Genomic DNA, 15,964 nt, shown 5'->3' on the forward strand with positions numbered 1-15,964 from the left:
CGGGGTACTGGCTGGGCGCGGCCGTCCCGGGGATCGACCACTACCTGTGGCTGCTGGTGGGGGCGGTCGTCCTGCTCTCGCTGCTGCCGGTCCTGTTCCGCCCCCACCGCGACTCGCGCTCCCGCTGACGCTCCCGGCGCCACCAGCGGCACCCGCAGGGATCGATGTCGCGCGTCAGACTCCGTGCTGGGCCCTCGGTTGAGTGAGTGTCGGTACTGCCCACACCGCTCTGCAGGTCGATGCCGCATCCAGGCAGGTGACTGGGGGTGATGGTGAGGGTGGTGGTGCCGGAATTGAGGTTGCCGAGGTTCCAGGACTTGCCATCTTGCCCCGCCGCGCAACCCGTTCGTGAGGCCGATCACGCACTCCGACGCTCCCCTCCACCCGGCGCCGACGAGCCCGCAGCCGGACGGCGCCGCCGCGTGTGCCGGACTGACGGGGGTCGGTCCGGTTCAGCCTCTCCGGAAGTCTCCAGGAGGGGCGTCGATGTTCCGGAACACCCGCCCCGGGGGACGCAGGATGCCATCGTGGGGGTGCGCGCGGCAGGGCGGCCGATCCCACCAGCGGCCTTCACCTGCCAGCCCCGTCCGCCGGAGAAAAGGTCTTGTCCTGAGGAGGCGTCATGGCCGACAGCAGCCACGGATATGTCAGGGACCAACGCGGTTGCCGCCACTGGGGGCCGCACGGTGCCGCAGGTCTTCTGTTGCGTCGAGGGCCCCGATTCCTGCTCCAGCGCCGATCCTGGCGGGTCCATCACGGCCGGACCTGGAGCGTTCCCGGAGGCGCACTCAAAGCCGGTGAGAGCCCGTGGGACGGAGCCTGCAGGGAGTTCGCCGAGGAACTCGGCAGCGTTCCGACGATGCGCCCCGTCCTCATCTCCGCCGATGATCACGGCGGATGGGCATATCACACCATCATCGCGGACGTCACGGAGCCGTTCGGCCACCACCGTGGCGACCGCGAAGGCACCGCACACCGGTGGTGCACCCCATCAGAGATCGACTCGCTGCGCCTTCACCCCGGATTCGCGGCCGTCTGGTCTCGGCTGATCGTCGAGCTGGATACGACGGAGTGCCTCCGGAGCGGCCACTGATCGGGTGACGATCACGGGAGCGTAGCTCAGTCCCGCCCAGAAGCCTCGATGCAGTCGCCGAATGCGTCGGGGATCCACCGACGATCCGTGGGACCGTCGAAGATCTCACCGGGCAGGGGCGAGGCGTTGCGGCCCAACGTCTCAAGTGTGTCCACGGAAAGGAAGCCGCCCCGGGGGGCTCGGCCGATCTCGGTGATCACGGTGTGCAACCATCCCTGATGGGAGTCGAGGCCTTTGGGCGGCGGCACGATCCGGGTCCGAAGCCACTGACTGGCATGGCTGTTGCGGGCCATGACCGCGACCGCGCTGATGTGCGGGTAGGCGTCCGCCAGCCGCTGCTCCGGGCGCTCGTCGCCACGGGGAGACCAGGGCACGTCCGGGGTGTCGTGGAGTTCCCTGGGAATGTCGCCGTGCAGCAGCCTGTTGAGCCGACGGCAGATGTCTGCCGTCGAGTGCAGCCAGCCGCCCGCGCTGCACTCCACAACGATCACACACGGCGTACCGCGGTAGCGTGCACTCCCCAGTCGGTGGGCCGCATCCTCGAATCCGTCCAGCAGCGCGGTGAGGTCGAAAGCACCTCCGCTCCCCATCACCGCACAGGCCACGGTGCGCCCCGCAACACTGACCACACAGCCAGGTCCGGCAGCAGTGGCAAGGCCGGGCTCCCTCGTGAAGGGATATCCGCGCTCGCGTAGGTAGCGTTCGAACCACATCGGCGCCGGACGCTGGAACTGACTCCCGTCCATATTATTTGCTCCCTCCCCGTCCACCGACGAACGCCCACCGGGTCCGGCAGGGTTCCCACCCGGACCCAGTGGCCTGCAAAACCGCCCGCACGCTGCGCCGTGCGGGCGGAGGTCTTCGGGAATCCCTAGGGGAGGCATCAGGAACTCTCAGGAAGACCTTAAGGAAGTTGTTTGTAGAGTGCACGGCGATGCACTTCGGCGCGCATGTGCCACCGGGTCAATGAGATTGATGTTCCATCAGGGGGCGGCCGGCCATCGGGCTCCCGTACCGGCGCGAGTGAGGAACCCCAATGGAACTCCCGATACCGGATGCCGGCGGCAGCGGGCCGGAGGTGGATCCGCTGTCCGTGGACCACGGATCGCATGGGCATACGCTGGTTCGCCGTGCCCGGTCGGTCAACGGTCGGCCGGCCCACGCTCCGGTCCGGCTTCGGCCCACACCCGTCCCGGCTCCCGGATGCGGCCACCGGCGTCCCGCACCGACCGGGCCGGGACAGCCCCTGCGGACGTCACAGTGACACGACCGGCTGCCATTTCCCGTGACACCTCTGGTCCTGGTGGAGCTGGAGCCCCAGATGAGCCGTCAGATCGGATTGCTTCGAATTGCTCGTGCCAAACTTGACTCTGCCATCAACACATCGGTCGGGCTGTCCGACTGGGCTAGAGCCGAGTCCGCCCGCCTCCAGTCGGCTGTTGCGGCCGCCTCGACCGAGAATTCGCAGGGCAGGATCTTCTCCGAACGCCTCGATGCCTGGATGGCGGGTGGAGGCGGGTGGAATCATCGCTGGCAGGCGGTCGACGCTCGTACGCCGCCTCCGGTGCCTGGGATGGACATCGTCAACATCGGCCCTGGAGATGAGCGGCCGGTCACCGATCATGACGTGGCAAGATTCGCCGGCATGACGAAGGGCATGACGAACGGCAGGGCGGCCGGTTCCCGGGGCGGGGTTGCCGGTCCTCCGCGCAGAGATCCGGAAAGCGGTCATGGTAGGTCCAGGTCAAGAGACGGGTTCTGAGAACCGACAGCCGCGCCTCGCGGACCCGGCGGACCCGTAACCCCACGGCCACTCGCCGTTGACCGGTCGCAGTTCGTCGAGACGACGCAGAACCACGGTCGACCGCCGCCGACACCCCGGCGGAGCCGCCCACGGATGGGCACCCTGGGCTGCCCGATGAGGCCGTTACCGGAGCCGGCGAAGTCGATGCGCTGCGACATCACTGAAGATGGTTCCAATCACGCGAAACTCAGCACTCGTTGGTCCCGGAGGTGATCGGTCATAGTCGTCGAGTCCGACGGGGTACACCTCGCCGAGAGCGCAGAACAGATGCGTGCCGTGGAGAGGCTGCGCTACCAGTCGTACGTCGAGAGGCTTGGAGCGGACCGGCCCACCGCGGACCACCGGGGAAAACTGCTCCCGCTTCCCGCAGACCACCAGTCGCGGGTCCTGTACGCCGTCGAGGACGGCCAGGTCGTGGGAACTCTCCGCATCCGCCACGCCATGCTCGGCCCCTATACCGAATCCGAGATCCAGGTCTTCGCGCCACAGGCGTTCTCAGCGGTCGCGCCGATCGAACGCACCACCATTATCGATGCCTTCGCCATCCGCGAGGACCGCCAGGCCTCGGCCGTCCGGATCGACCTGTTCGCCGAGGTGGCACGGTACTGGGCGAGTGAGGAGGTCAAGCTCGCGTTCTGCGATTGCATGCCGCACCTTCTGGGCAACTACCAGCGGCTGGGCTTCCGCCCCTACAAACCGAACGCCAGTTTCCCCGAAGCCGGGCTGGTGATCCCTCTGGTCCTCGTCATCGATGACCTCGACCACCTCGAATCCGTCGGGTCACCGGTCCTGTCACTACTACGGGCCGCTGGTGGGTGCTGGGACCGAGCTCGCGGCCGTGAGATCGCCGCATACATCCTCGCGTCCGGGCAGGACCACGTGGTCGAGGACACCGCCGACGACTTGGACGAACATGCGCCGGCGATCATCGATCGGCCCGATCACAGGCTCAGTGTCTTCGGCGGCATGACCGCCGAGGAGCGTCGCAAGATCATGGAGAAGAGCAGCGTCATCGAGGCCTGTGAAGGTGACGCCTTGATCCGGGAAGGCCACGGGACCAGCAATCTTTTCGTCATCCTCCAAGGAGCAGCGCACGTGGTGTTGCCCGACGGCCGCGTCATCGAGCTCGGCGGCGGCGAGCTGTTCGGCGAAGCCGCGTTCTTCCTCGGCCGGCGTACCGCAGACGTCATCGTCGCAAGCGAGACCGCCCGCATCCTCGCCCTGTCCCGAAGTACCCTGAACCAGCTCCTGGACACCCATCCGCGTACCGCCGCACGCCTCGCCATGAATCTGGGCCGGTTGCTCGCTTCCCGGCTCAACACCCCCGCAGCGCCCGGGCCGGGGGTGGGTGTGAAGGAGACCGACGGGTTCCGCTGACTGCTGCGTCCTTGGGCCCGGTGCGAGGTGGGCAATCGCTGTCAGGCCCGGGTCGAGGTCGGCTTGGGGCCGTGCTCGTAGGTCATCGGCCGGGCTTGACGGCCAAGCCCGCCTCGTCGGGCGCGCCGGCCGATGGACGGCATTCTTCATCCGCCGCCCGGTCCTTCGGGAAGGTACGCGTTCAGGACATCAGGGTTCGAGCAGGCGGTCCATCGGAAGCCGCATCGACCTCGCTCTGGCGGGCGGACCTGCGCCGATCCGCCCCAGGAAGACGGTGCGGTCCAGCGTCCGCCCCGGTAGCAGCGCCCGGAGGCGTTCCGAGACCTCCTGGGCCTGCTCGAAGCCCTTTCGATCCGTCGTGAAGGCACGGCCGTTGACGGCATAGGAGGAGAAGATCAGCGGAGCCAGGTTGGGCTGCATCTGCAGGCCGATGGAGGTAGCGGTGAGCCAGAACCGCTGCATGGCGGCTCCGGCGGCCAGATGGTCCTCGACCGTCCGTGGCGCGGTGTGGCCCAGCAGTGCGAAGTGGGCGCCGCAGGCCAACGCGGGTGCCACCTCGAGTTCCAGGCGCGGTATCAGTGTGCCGCCCAGATAGGTGTTGGCGAAGTCCACCCTGCGCCAACTGGCCATGAGGGTACGGGTCAGTCGGACCGTGACCGGGTCCAGGCCGAGCGAACCGGCGGGCATGCCTTCCTCGCTGGAGCCCGTGCCCCAGGTGATGGCCTTGCGGTGAGTCTCGTATGCCTCCGGGATGGTGAGGCGGAGCTTGCACGTTCGGGAGTTCACGGCGGCCATCCGCCGGCGTTGTTTCCCTTCGAGCCAGAGCACGCTGAAGCCCGGTGCGACGGCCTCCTCGAGTTTGCTCTTCTCCGGCAGCGTCAGCGGCCGCCTGCTCAGTGGCCGCCGCTGGACGGTGCGGCGGCGGAGGTAGGGGTACAACTCATCAGGCGTCTCCTCCGAGGAAGCCAGACCCACATCGAACAGTAGGTCGCGGCCCGAGCCGTCGATGCGGCGGATGTCGGCACGCAGTCCGAGACCGCTCGCGGCGATCCGTACGGTCTCCAGGAGCCCGCCCACTGACATCTGGCTCGGCCAGCCGTCCATGTCGTAGACGTCGTGCTCGCGTGCGTCGAACCCGCGGATGGTGCAACGGTCCGGCCCGGTCACGGTGAAGCGCCAGGGCTGTGAGTTGTCGCCGCTGGGGGCCCAGCGGGCCGTGTCCAGGACCTGCTCGACGGGGGTGTGAGGGCTCGGGGCCGGCGACGGCCTCTGCGCCAGGGCAGCCAGGCGGCGACGCCCGACGGCGAGAGACAGACGTTGCACCGGGTTGCGGTTGCCGCCCGGCCGCCAGGTTCGTCTGATCCGGTTCTCGTAGGCGTCGAAGACGAGTCCGCGGGGTGCGGCCACGATCTTTCCCCGGCCGAGGAGGATCTTGAGTGCTTGGCTGCCCGCGACGCCGGCACACAGCTGACACGCCATCACCGTCGACGGTCCGCGTCGTCCGGCCAGATCGACCCGGCTGGGGTCGACCAGATAGCGGGAATGCACGCCCGCGGGCGAAAGGCCCAGCATGAATCTCAGGGCCTGCTCGTCCTCGTCGTGCCCCTCGAAGCGGAAGTACTCCTCGAACGTCATCCCACCCGGCATGAAGCACAACAGTGCGGCACCCATGCCGAGCGGTGCCGCAGTGACGGCCGGGATCCCGTGGCGGGCGCAGTGTGCGAAGACGGACCGGCGCGCCTCGAAGGCGAAGAAGTCCAGGGAGTCGACGTAGAGGTCGGCCCCTTCGAGGAAGGCGGCCGGATCCTGAGGGTCCATCCCCTCGGGGAAGACTGAGAGCTTCAGCCCGGGATTGATGTCCAGCGCGGCCTGAGCCATCGTCTCGGCCTTCGGGCGGCCGATGTTCGACATGAGGGCCCCGGCCTGCCGATTGAAGTTCACCAGGTCGAAGGTGTCGAAGTCGGCGATGGTGAAGGCTCCGACGCCCAGGCGGGCGAGGGTGAGCAGGTGGAAGCCGCCGACCCCGCCCATGCCCGCGATGGCCACCCGCTTGGAGCGCAACTGCTGCTGCTCCTCGGCGGTCACCCAGCCGAGGTTTCGGGAGAAGGCCGTGTCGTACTCGAAGGCCGGTTCCTGCTGCATCCGTCAGCTCCCGTGGGTTCGTGTGCCTCCGCGTGCCGGAGCCCTCTGCCCGCGCGCCGCGTGGGAGGACAGTCGGGGCAGGACACCGGTGGGAGCAGCCACCTTCGCATGGCGGTCCTGATCGCGGATGGGCCCAGGTGGCAGCCCGAAGGGCAGACGAGGCGGGCTCCGGGGGCATCCATGTATGGCCCTTGAGACGATGTCCTACGTGGTGAGCTTGGCCAGTCGTTTGTGGCATGTGATGACGGCGGCGAGGTCGTAGAAATGCCAGGTAGAGCAGGTGGTTGCGTTCGTAGCGGCGGGCGATGCGGCGGTAGCCGGTGAGCCAGGCCATGGCTCTGCTGTCGGCGGAGCCATTTCCGCAGTCCGGGGCTGTCGTAGGCTTTGTCCGCGTGGACCTTGCGCGGTTTGTAGTACAGGTCCCGTTCCGGGTCGTGTTTCGCCTGGAGGGCCTGGACCAGCGGGATCAGGCAGTGCTGGTCATGGACGTTGCCGGCGGAGATGCCGACGACGAGAGGCAGCCCTGCCCGGTCGGACAGGACGTGCACTTCGGAGCCGGGTTTGCCCCGGCCGACGGGGCTGGGACCGGTGTGAGTGCCCCATTTTTCGCGCGCACGTGCACCGAGTCGGCGATCACCCGCGACACATCCAGTATGTCCGCGGCCACCAGACGCTCCAGCATCGCCCGCCGCAGCCGGCCCCACAGCCCGTTCCTGGTCCAGATCGTGAAGCGGCGGTGCACCGTCGACTTCGACAAGCCGAAGCACGGCGGCAGATACCTCCACGCACACCTGGTCGTCAGCACGTGGACGATCGCGGCGAACACCGCCTCGTCGTCCAGGTTCGCCGTGCCGCCGCCCTGCGGCCGCACCCGTGCCGCCGGAAGCAACGGCTCCACCAAATCCCACGAACCGTCAGTCAGGAGCGACGACCCAGCCTCACCCACCACTTCCCATGACCGACCCAACGACCCGGCTGCCCGGGCAGTCACCCGGGTAGCCGGGACGGCTCTGACAGACCTGTCGTCTGGGGTTGTCGCGTCCCTCCGATGATCATCTTCTGTCGCGTTCGGGCCCGAGCGGTGCTGTGGTGCTGGGTGATGTGCTCGTCGGCGCTGCCGGGATCATGCCAGGTCGCGGGATCGGCCAGAGCGAACCGGGCTCCGTCAGAGCGCGGGTTGCCTCGCGTGGAGCGGGTCGATCAGAATCACGCGCCGCACCAGCCGACCCATGGCGCTCGAGCCGGTGCCAGTGCAACCGACTTCCGAGTATAGCTGCAAAAACGGATCTAATTACCACCAGATAGAGCAGCTGGCGATATACGATATGCCTAAGGGGGACGCTCCACAAAGTTCCCAATGACTCTCCGTCCAGCCGCAGGGCGCGGCCACAGCTTGCAACCTGAAGCGCCGTATAAATGGACCAGACGATGAGTACATTGACTGGATCCAGGAATATTAGCCCATAGATCGTGTAGATGTCCACTGCGGGGGCCAGCAGTGGCATAAGGAGCTGGTACAGGACGATGTACATAATTCCCCTGCGCCCCAATTTACCGCTTGGGCCGCGTTCGATCAGTGCGCGCCTGTGCTTCCAGGCGGACTGGAACGTCCCATAGCACCATCGGTATCGTTGCAACCATAGTTGGTGAAATGTGGCGGGTGCTTCCGTCCAGGCAATGGCCCGTGGTTGGTAAACCACTCGCCAGCCACTACGGCATATCGCCATCGTGATGTCGGTGTCCTCGGCAAGTGTGTCAGCACTGAACCCGCCAACACTTTCCAGTACCTGCCGGCGGAATGCACCTATGGCCCCTGGGACCGTTGGCATGCATTCTAGAAGTTCGAACATTCTGCGGTCAAGGTTGAAACCAACGACGTACTCGACGTGCTGCCAGCGTCCGATGAGACCCTTCCTATTTCCTACTTTGGTGTTGCCGCTGACTGCTCCTATGCGCGGGTCGATAAGGGGTCTCACGAGGTGATCGACTGCATCCGGCTCGAAAACAGTATCGCCATCGACGAGGATCAAGATTTCGTGGTGGGAGGCAGCGATTCCAGTATTCAATGCGGTCGCTTTCCCGGAGTTCGGTTGCTGAATGATGGAAACCGCGGGAATTTCGAGACCCCGAGCAATTTCTACCGTCCGGTCGGTGGACCCGTCATCCACAACTATTATCTCCAATTCTGGATGAGTGCTCGCGGCAAGGGAGCGCAGAGTATGTTCTATTCCAGCCTCCTCGTTGTATGCCGGAACCACAATGGAGACGGGGCCGAGGAAGGTTGAGCTCTGTGACAAGTGCGGCGACCTGCGGGCTGCGAGTAGATGGTGAGTAGCGCAGACTTCCACCACGACCAGTCGAAATATCACCAATCCGGCAGCAAGGATCAAAATCCAGTTAAAGACGCCCAAGAATGAGTCGACTGATCTGAGGAGAGGTTCGGTGAATGCTATGGCGATGGCCGCGATAATGCCGCACACCAGCCAGATGATCCGCCGCCGGCGTCCCGTCATGTCGACGAATATTGGATTCCGTTCCCGTGTGGCGTCACTACCCTTGTCGGCCGGCCTTGGTGCGGAATTCTCCTGGCGATTCATGGTGACCTCTGCGGTCTCTTTGGTGGAGTTGTGCGAGCAGTGTCTGATGGTTTTCATGGCCACCTCCGTGGCGGGTCGGCGGTTCGGCAGCAGCGTTAGTTTTCATGAATTTCCAATGAGTGGGCGCTCGGGGCAGAGGCGGTATTTGGAGAGGAGTTGATGCTGGAGCGTGGGCATCGAGATCAGAAATGAGACCGTTCATCGGCGAACCCACAAGTCCGGCGTGGCGCGGCTGCGCGGCGGAACTGCAACGCCGGCGTCCACGGCCCGGTGGTAAAATTTCACATCATTCCTCCATCCTTCGCCTCGACATTTCCCTGCCGGTCGGCCGGATAATATCTGCTCGAATTCATTAAATTATTCACGTTTTCAGGTTTCCTCCTGGTGCCGCGGTATTCCATCGCTGGAGCTGGGAGCGGTGAGAGTTCCGGAACCGTTGGCCGGGGCGGCAGTGTTGCCGCTGACAGTGCGGTTGTCGAGGTCGGTGGTTGCGCCGGTGGCGTTCGTGATACCGCCGGTCTCGTCGGTTGGGTCTCCGGTGAGGGTGATCGGGGATTCCGAGACGGTCCTCCGTTCTCGACAGGGAGGCGCGCTCCCACGCGTAGTGCGCCTCCTCCGACGGTGAGGTCGGCCCGGTTGAGGTTGAGGATGTCTTGGTCGGCGATGTCGACTGGAGGGAAAGGGCACTGGGGGCACCTTGGACGGTGGCGCTGTTGCCGCTGACGGCGATGGCGGTGCCTACGCCGTTGGTGTCGGCGGTGTTCACGGATGCGGTGAGGCGGTGTCACATGCGACGTCGGTGACTGCGTGCGCGGGGGTGGGCATGGTCAGGATCGCGGCGAGGAAGGCAACGCCGCGCCGTGCTGCCGTGGTCCACCGACCGGGGCACGGCGAGAAAGGGAAGCCGTTCATGAGGGGCCCCTTCGGCCTCGGCGACAAACGTGGTATACGACGGTATCTGCCTCTCCGAGGGCGGAACTCGGCGCCAAAGGCCGTAACAAGGGGAACGAAAGCATTCCCCTCAGGGCCCCGACATGGGTTCAACGGCCCGGGGTGCCGGGCACTCCGGTGCGCAGCACCCGATGGCGGTGAACGGGACGGTGCTGGCCTTCGTGCGGGGCGGCACCGCGTCGGACGCCCCGGGCGACGGAGGTGGAGTTCGTGCTGCCGGGCGGCCGCCGGAAGGTGAGGCCGGACGCGGTGTGGCAGGCCCCGGAGATAGGGGTCCCGGTGCTGGTGGTGGAAGTCGACCGCTCCACCGTGCCGCCGGAGCGAGTGGCTGCGAAGTGCACGCCTACCGCGAGCTGTTCCGCACGAAGGTGAAGCACCGACCCGGCACCGGCCGACGAGGAACCGGCCGGCCGGGTGGTCCATTGGTGGCGCCGGACCCGGCCCGGCCACACCCGGGCCGGCTACCCGCCCGCCGCCCTGGTCGTCACCGACGCAGGACCAGGGGCGCTGGCCAACCGTCAGCAGGCGGTGGCGGACCTGGAGCGCGATGCCTGGGGCGGCACCTGCTGTACGTCCTGGTGCAAAACCGCCGCGACAGGGCTGCCGCCAAGGCGTTTCTTCCGCCGGTTCCTCCAGCAGGCCGGCACGGTGTTGTGGGTGATTGTCAGCTTGGGCCGGCCGGTGGTCCCGTTGTCGAAGACCGTGAAGACATCCAGGGCGGGTGGTGTCGAGCATGACCTGTTCCCTGGGCCGCAGGTTCTGGGTCGGGCGGAAGGGACGGGCGGGTCTGTGGGCGGTGCGGGCCGGGTTGCCTGGCCGCTCACCGGGATCGGCCAGCACAGCACGCTCACCAGCCGGTAGAACGTCGCCATCGGCGGCACCCGCACGCTGCCGGGCCCGTGCCGTTCCTCCAGCACCCGCGCAGTCAGCCGCCGCAGCCCCTTTGACGGTGCCCTTGGGGCGGCCGCCCTGGCGCCGCATCGCCTCCAGGACCACCACCACCCGCTCGTCCGCGTGCCCTGCCGGGCTGCAGGTGCGGGTGGTGGCGGTGGTCCACCAGCCCCCAAAGGCCCTTCTCGCGGTACTCCAGGCGCATACGCCGCACAGGGGTGCGCGAGATCTTCCCGAACCCCACCGCGGTCGGCTCCTGCACCTTGGCCAGCTCACGCTGGGCCAGGGTGCGGGTGGCCGTGGTCGTACTCCGGTCTCGGCTCCCACCCGAGCCCACCTGCCACCTCGAGCCGCCCGGTCTCCACCTCCCGGACGTGGCGCTGCCAAGCCAGGGCCCGCTCCTACTCGCGCAGCGGCACCGTCACGAACAGCCCCCACTGCGGCACCGCCGCCGGCGTCTCGCCAACCAGGGCAAAGCCGTCGGCGGCGAACAGGTAGTTCGCCAGCAGCGTCGCCGCACCCCCCTGATCGTCGACCAGCCGCACCTGCTGTCCGAGCACACCGACGACCTGCCAGGTCCGGCCCTCGAAGACCACGTGCGCACCCACCGCCAGCACCGGCCGCCTCCCCGCCGCCCGGCTCACCACCCCACCCCCGCACCCGTGTTCACGCCACCACCGCCACCAAGGATTGCCACCACCGGCCCGGCCGTCGTCGACAGCCCCAGACCCGGTACCAACCCCAACCCCAGCAGCAGCCCCAGACCCGGTACCAACCCCAACCCCAGCAGCAGCCCCAGACCCGGTACCAACCCCAACCCCAGCAGCAGCCCCAGACCCGGGACCGGCCCAGGCCAGGTCCGGACTGACGATCGCCCCGCCGTGCAGCGGCCGATCCAACAGCACCCGCAACGGTGCGCCCACAACGCGTGATAGACCACCGGCAGTACCACCAGCGGATTACCCACCGCCCGCACCCCCGCCACCAGCGGCAGCGGACACGAGAACGCCCCCAACACCGCCTCCTCCACCTCCGCTGCGCCGCGAAAACGCGGATGCCGCTACCCCGCCAGCCACCGCACACTGCCCACCACCACCGGATCCGGCACCCGCAGCCGCCGGTACACCCACCCCACCCGCGCACACGCCTGCTCCACCGCCGCGGCTGCCCGCTGCGCCGCCACCCCGCCCGCCTCAAGGGGAACCGGAGCAGCCGGCCAGCATCGCCGTCCCGTCCCCGTACCGGGCGAACCCCTGCAGCACCCGCTCCCACCCGAGCGCCTGGCCCCACCACTGGCACACCACCGCCCCCGCCACCGAGAACACCGCCCCCGGCTCCACCCCCAACCGCCACCGCCCGCCCGGCCACCACCGGCCACCGCCGCTGCGCCGCCGGCCACCACCAGCCACCACCGGTCACCGCCGCTGCGCCACCGCGATCTCCGGACAGTCCGCGAGGCCGAGGCGCTCCAGGCCATGGCCACCACCCGCGCCCAACAGCCACCGCCCATGCCACAGGCAGACCCGCTGCCACCTCTCGCGGTACCGCGCGGCCGCCACGTCCTGACCAGTTCGCCCAGCCGTGCACAGCCGGCACGCGTACGCGACCGGACCATGTACTCCCCCCAGTCGCCACCGAGCCCGGGGCCGCCCGCCTGGCGACACTTGAGCGAAGGCTCCCGGCCCGGCCGACCAGGCAGGCAGGGCCTGCTCCAGGACGCGTCGGCCAGCGCGACACACCGCGACCAGCAGGTCTTGGCCGACGGGGTCCAGGAGGACCTCGACGTCGGGGCGGACCCCACTGACCCCGGGAGAGCACGGCGGCTGGCCCTTCCACCCCCACGATGCCCGCAGCTCAGCCACCGGCACGCCGTACCGCTCAGCGACCCGTCCCATCAACGACCAGACCGTCTCACCAGCCAGCGGAGCCGCACCGAAGATTCCAAACCCATGACCCCAGCCTTCCGAACAACAGCCACCATCAAGGGTGAAGCAGGCCGACCACCGCCCATCCGTGTCGCCTACACCCCCTCCACCGCCCACTCGACACCGAGCGCAGCGAGCTGCGCGAGCTGCTCCGCACTCAGTTTGGCCCGCCGTGCCTTGGTGTTGTTCGTCCACGCACCCAATGACAGGCCGTCAGAACTCCTGTAGGTGCGGGCGGGCCGCGCGTGGCCATGCTCCCGGACGAACTCCGCCAAGGCAGCCAAGTGGAGCTGGAACCGGTCGGAGCGGGAGACCTTCGGCTTCGCCTCCGCCGCGGCCTTCGCCGCCACCAGCTCCGGGTCCTCCTCGATGCCGATCGCGGCCAGCAGCTCCTGCTGCTCGGCTTCCAAGCCGGGCAGGCCAGCCCGCTGCACCACCACCCACCTGCCGAGCTGCTCGCCCTCGAACACCGTCTCCTCGGGCAGCTGCGCCCAGTCCACGCGGCCGTCCAACTCCAGCCACCACATCCGCGCCACGCTGTACGTGCGCTGCCAGACGATGGGCCAGGTAGGGCACCACCACGGGTCGATCTCCTCCAGCGCGGCCCACCGCTCCGGCGCGAGCGCCCCCGGTTCGCCTGCGGGCCCCTGGGCCGCAGCTCTCAGTTCTGACAACCAGGTCCCGATCGGATAGGACCCGATAGAGGCCCGTGCGGGCGCTGCCAGGCTGCCACCGTGTTCCTCGGCCCAGACCCGCGCCCAGGCCAGGCCGGCCTCGAACCGCGCATCCGACACGGACCAGATCATGCCGAGCGCATCCAGCATCTCCACCCGATGACGCACCAATTCACCCGCGGCATGCTCGGAACGCCTATCTGAAACCCACTTGCCAAGCGGAAACTTTCCCTCTTCTCCCGCCATTTCTGAATAGGGAACATCGAGGCCACCCGTCTCCTCAAACCAGCGCCTGGCGTGATTGATGCCCTCCCGCCAGTACTGATTCTCGCCCCTCAGCACCCGGGACGCGATGAACAGCGCCAGCACGTTCTCGTCCACTGGCGTCTGGAACCGCACCGGCAACGTGAACGCACCCGACCCACCCTCACCTGACCCACCATCACCAGGCAAAATGGCAGCTTCAGCGCTGCGCCCCTTCGTGCGCTTCCCGGACTGCTGAGGGACCGCAAGGGCCTCCACCACGCGCTCGTCATGGCTGCGGAGCGCGGTAAGGATTCGAACAAGCGGACCGTAGCTGTCCGACTCCAGAATGTCTCCCGGCTCCTCGCCGTGCGCCAGGAAAATGGGCACGATCAGGCTCGCCGTCTTTCCCTCGCCGGGCTTGATACGCAGGGCCCGGCCGATGGCCTGCACAATATCTACCATGCTGCCCCGGCCATTTAGTACGACCGAGTCTGCATTTGGGATGTCGACTCCCTCGCCAAGAATGCGACACTGAGAGACGATTCGATGTTTAAGGCCGTCGTGCTCCTCGCCCCGTCCGAAGTCGTGGATGACGCTCTTGCGGAAATCCACTCCGTGCTCGCCAGAAAGCCACTGGGCCCACATCTCGGCCGGGTATTTCTGCGGGTTGCCGAGGTGCAGTTTCTCGACGGTCTGGTTCAGCGTCTCGGAGAAGTAGCGGGCCTCGAGCGTGCGGTTGTGGAAGGTGATGCACCGCCGCAGGTCCCGCTCGACCACGGTCTTGATCAGGCCGGCCTGGATCGCGGCGAGATGCGCGGCCGGCACCTCGTCCCCGCTCCCATCCTGCGCTTCCCCGACACCCGGCCCCCACGGCACGCCCTGCCGCTCGGCGCCCACGCGGTCGGCGCGCGGCTCGCGCAACTCCAGCACCACCACCTCGAAGGGCGCCAACAACTTTCTGTCGATGGCCTCGGCGAGCCCCAGGGATACCACCTGAGGGCCGAAGACCCGCTGGTCCGCCATGGAACAGACCAACTCCTCCGGGAGCGGCTGACGGGCGCCCTCACGCCGCCGCATCGCCGCACTCGGCGCAGCCCAGATCCGCGGCGTCGCCGTCATATACAGCCGGCGCTCCGCCGGGATCTCCGCCTGGTCGTGAACGATGGTCCAGCTCTTCTCCAGACTCCCCGAGGACCGGTGCGCCTCGTCGCAGACCATCAGGGCCAGCGGTGCCAGCGCCTCACCCCGTTGCTCGGCCCAGTAGGCGTAGGCGTCCGCCACGGCCCCGACCGAGGTGTACGTGGCGAACAGCGTGGCCGGCCTACAGCGCCTGGCTGCCTGCTCCAGCCACATGCCGATCATCAGCGGACTGGTCGTCGCCCCCACCCCGGCCGGCAGCTCGGAGTCGACCAACGAGCAGACAGCGTGCATGTCCCCGGAGCGGCCGGCGGCACGCCAGGAGCCGATCATCTGCACCAGCAGATCCAGCGTCGGCACCACCACCAGCACCGTGCCCTGCCGTGCCAGCTTCTGCCCCGCCGCCGCCCCCACGAACGACTTCCCCGAGCCGGTGGCCATCTGCACCGTGACCCGCAGACCACCTGGCGGCACCGGCCGCCCGGGACGGGGCGTCAGGCCCCGCACGATGGCCTCCAGCGCCTCCTCCTGGTGCCCCCGCAGCGAGACGCCGGTGGCACTCCGAACGGCCGTCAGGCCCAGCTGTACGACGTCCACGAGAACCCGTCTCCCCTCACCCATTTCCGAGCCCGCACACGAGATCACACGGGAAATGCCGACACTGCCCCGCTGATACACGCGGAAGGCCCGGCCAAAGAATCCAATGCAAGCGGCCACCCGGCAGGATATAGGCAGTCGGTCAGGAACACCGTCGAACACTAAAATCCCGAGTACCGGTCCCCGGTTTCGGCGGGATCTACTGACGGCATACTCTTGATACACCGAGGGCCGTTGCTCACCCTGCCAGGGTAGCGCACCCACCCCATCACGAGTCCGGAACCCTGACCTAGACAGCGGACTAGACCAATCCAACAGGAGTGAAGCCAACCCACACGCGCCCCCTCCAGCCAGCCTCACCCCACCTCAGCCACAAGCCCAGACCAACCTCATGATCTGGGATCAACCACAGGGGCCGCCGGAGCGAAGCGGAGCGCAAGACCAAGACCGAGGCCAAGAACAAGCTCAAGGAGGTCCTGCGGGACCACGAGGACGGCCTTGCCATCGCACCGACCAACTACACCGTGGGG

General features: G+C 67.7%; 9 protein-coding genes and 1 pseudogene. 3 read left to right on the plus strand and 7 right to left on the minus strand.

Going from position 1 to position 15,964, the window contains the following annotated elements; genetic code table 11:
- Positions 1-622 precede the first annotated feature (622 nt).
- Complete coding sequence (locus AB0D08_RS36875) at positions 623-1,093, plus strand: NUDIX hydrolase (RefSeq protein WP_359894699.1); 471 nt, start codon at positions 623-625, stop codon at positions 1,091-1,093.
- Positions 1,094-1,119: 26 nt separating this feature from the next.
- Here the strand turns inward: AB0D08_RS36875 and AB0D08_RS36880 are convergent, their stop codons facing one another.
- Complete coding sequence (locus AB0D08_RS36880) at positions 1,120-1,839, minus strand: hypothetical protein (RefSeq protein ID WP_359894701.1); 720 nt, start codon at positions 1,837-1,839, stop codon at positions 1,120-1,122.
- Between the two features lie 575 nt (positions 1,840-2,414).
- Here AB0D08_RS36880 and AB0D08_RS36885 point away from each other — a divergent pair.
- Positions 2,415-2,855, plus strand: coding sequence for a hypothetical protein (locus tag AB0D08_RS36885; protein WP_359894703.1), 441 nt, complete (start codon positions 2,415-2,417; stop codon positions 2,853-2,855).
- Positions 2,856-3,164: 309 nt separating this feature from the next.
- On the plus strand, positions 3,165-4,274 hold the full coding sequence (locus AB0D08_RS36890) for a cyclic nucleotide-binding domain-containing protein (RefSeq protein ID WP_033818586.1): 1,110 nt from the start codon (positions 3,165-3,167) through the stop codon (positions 4,272-4,274).
- Positions 4,275-4,463: 189 nt separating this feature from the next.
- Here the strand turns inward: AB0D08_RS36890 and AB0D08_RS36895 are convergent, their stop codons facing one another.
- The 6 genes and pseudogenes from AB0D08_RS36895 to AB0D08_RS36920 all read right to left on the minus strand — a co-directional run bounded on the left by AB0D08_RS36895 (position 4,464) and on the right by AB0D08_RS36920 (position 15,434).
- On the minus strand, positions 4,464-6,416 hold the full coding sequence (locus AB0D08_RS36895) for a ThiF family adenylyltransferase (RefSeq protein ID WP_359894704.1): 1,953 nt from the start codon (positions 6,414-6,416) through the stop codon (positions 4,464-4,466).
- Positions 6,417-6,620: 204 nt separating this feature from the next.
- Positions 6,621-7,365 (minus strand): annotated as a pseudogene (locus AB0D08_RS36900) (IS5 family transposase).
- A gap of 103 nt (positions 7,366-7,468) precedes the next feature.
- Entirely contained in the window at positions 7,469-9,070 is a 1,602-nt protein-coding gene (locus AB0D08_RS36905) for a glycosyltransferase family 2 protein (protein ID WP_359894706.1), read from the minus strand.
- Between the two features lie 2,186 nt (positions 9,071-11,256).
- Positions 11,257-11,472, minus strand: a complete 216-nt coding sequence (locus AB0D08_RS36910) for a hypothetical protein (RefSeq protein ID WP_359894708.1) — start codon at positions 11,470-11,472, stop codon at positions 11,257-11,259.
- A gap of 576 nt (positions 11,473-12,048) precedes the next feature.
- The gene (locus AB0D08_RS36915; protein ID WP_359894710.1) at positions 12,049-12,180 is read right to left on the minus strand and encodes a hypothetical protein; all 132 of its coding nucleotides are present in this window, start codon (positions 12,178-12,180) and stop codon (positions 12,049-12,051) included.
- A gap of 695 nt (positions 12,181-12,875) precedes the next feature.
- Positions 12,876-15,434 (minus strand): Helicase associated domain protein, encoded by a 2,559-nt coding sequence (locus AB0D08_RS36920; RefSeq protein WP_359894712.1) that lies wholly within the window; start codon positions 15,432-15,434, stop codon positions 12,876-12,878.
- Positions 15,435-15,964: the final 530 nt, after the last annotated feature.

The organism is Kitasatospora sp. NPDC048540, from assembly GCF_040651175.1.
Lineage (GTDB): Bacteria > Actinomycetota > Actinomycetes > Streptomycetales > Streptomycetaceae > Kitasatospora.

Coding starts and splice junctions, on each gene's coding strand:
- AB0D08_RS36895 (WP_359894704.1), bottom strand. CDS start 6,416: ATGCAGCAGGAACCGGCCTTCGAGTACGACACGGCCTTCTCCCGAAAC.
- AB0D08_RS36890 (WP_033818586.1), top strand. CDS start 3,165: ATGCGTGCCGTGGAGAGGCTGCGCTACCAGTCGTACGTCGAGAGGCTT.
- AB0D08_RS36875 (WP_359894699.1), top strand. CDS start 623: ATGGCCGACAGCAGCCACGGATATGTCAGGGACCAACGCGGTTGCCGC.
- AB0D08_RS36905 (WP_359894706.1), bottom strand. CDS start 9,070: ATGAAAACCATCAGACACTGCTCGCACAACTCCACCAAAGAGACCGCA.
- AB0D08_RS36885 (WP_359894703.1), top strand. CDS start 2,415: ATGAGCCGTCAGATCGGATTGCTTCGAATTGCTCGTGCCAAACTTGAC.
- AB0D08_RS36880 (WP_359894701.1), bottom strand. CDS start 1,839: ATGGACGGGAGTCAGTTCCAGCGTCCGGCGCCGATGTGGTTCGAACGC.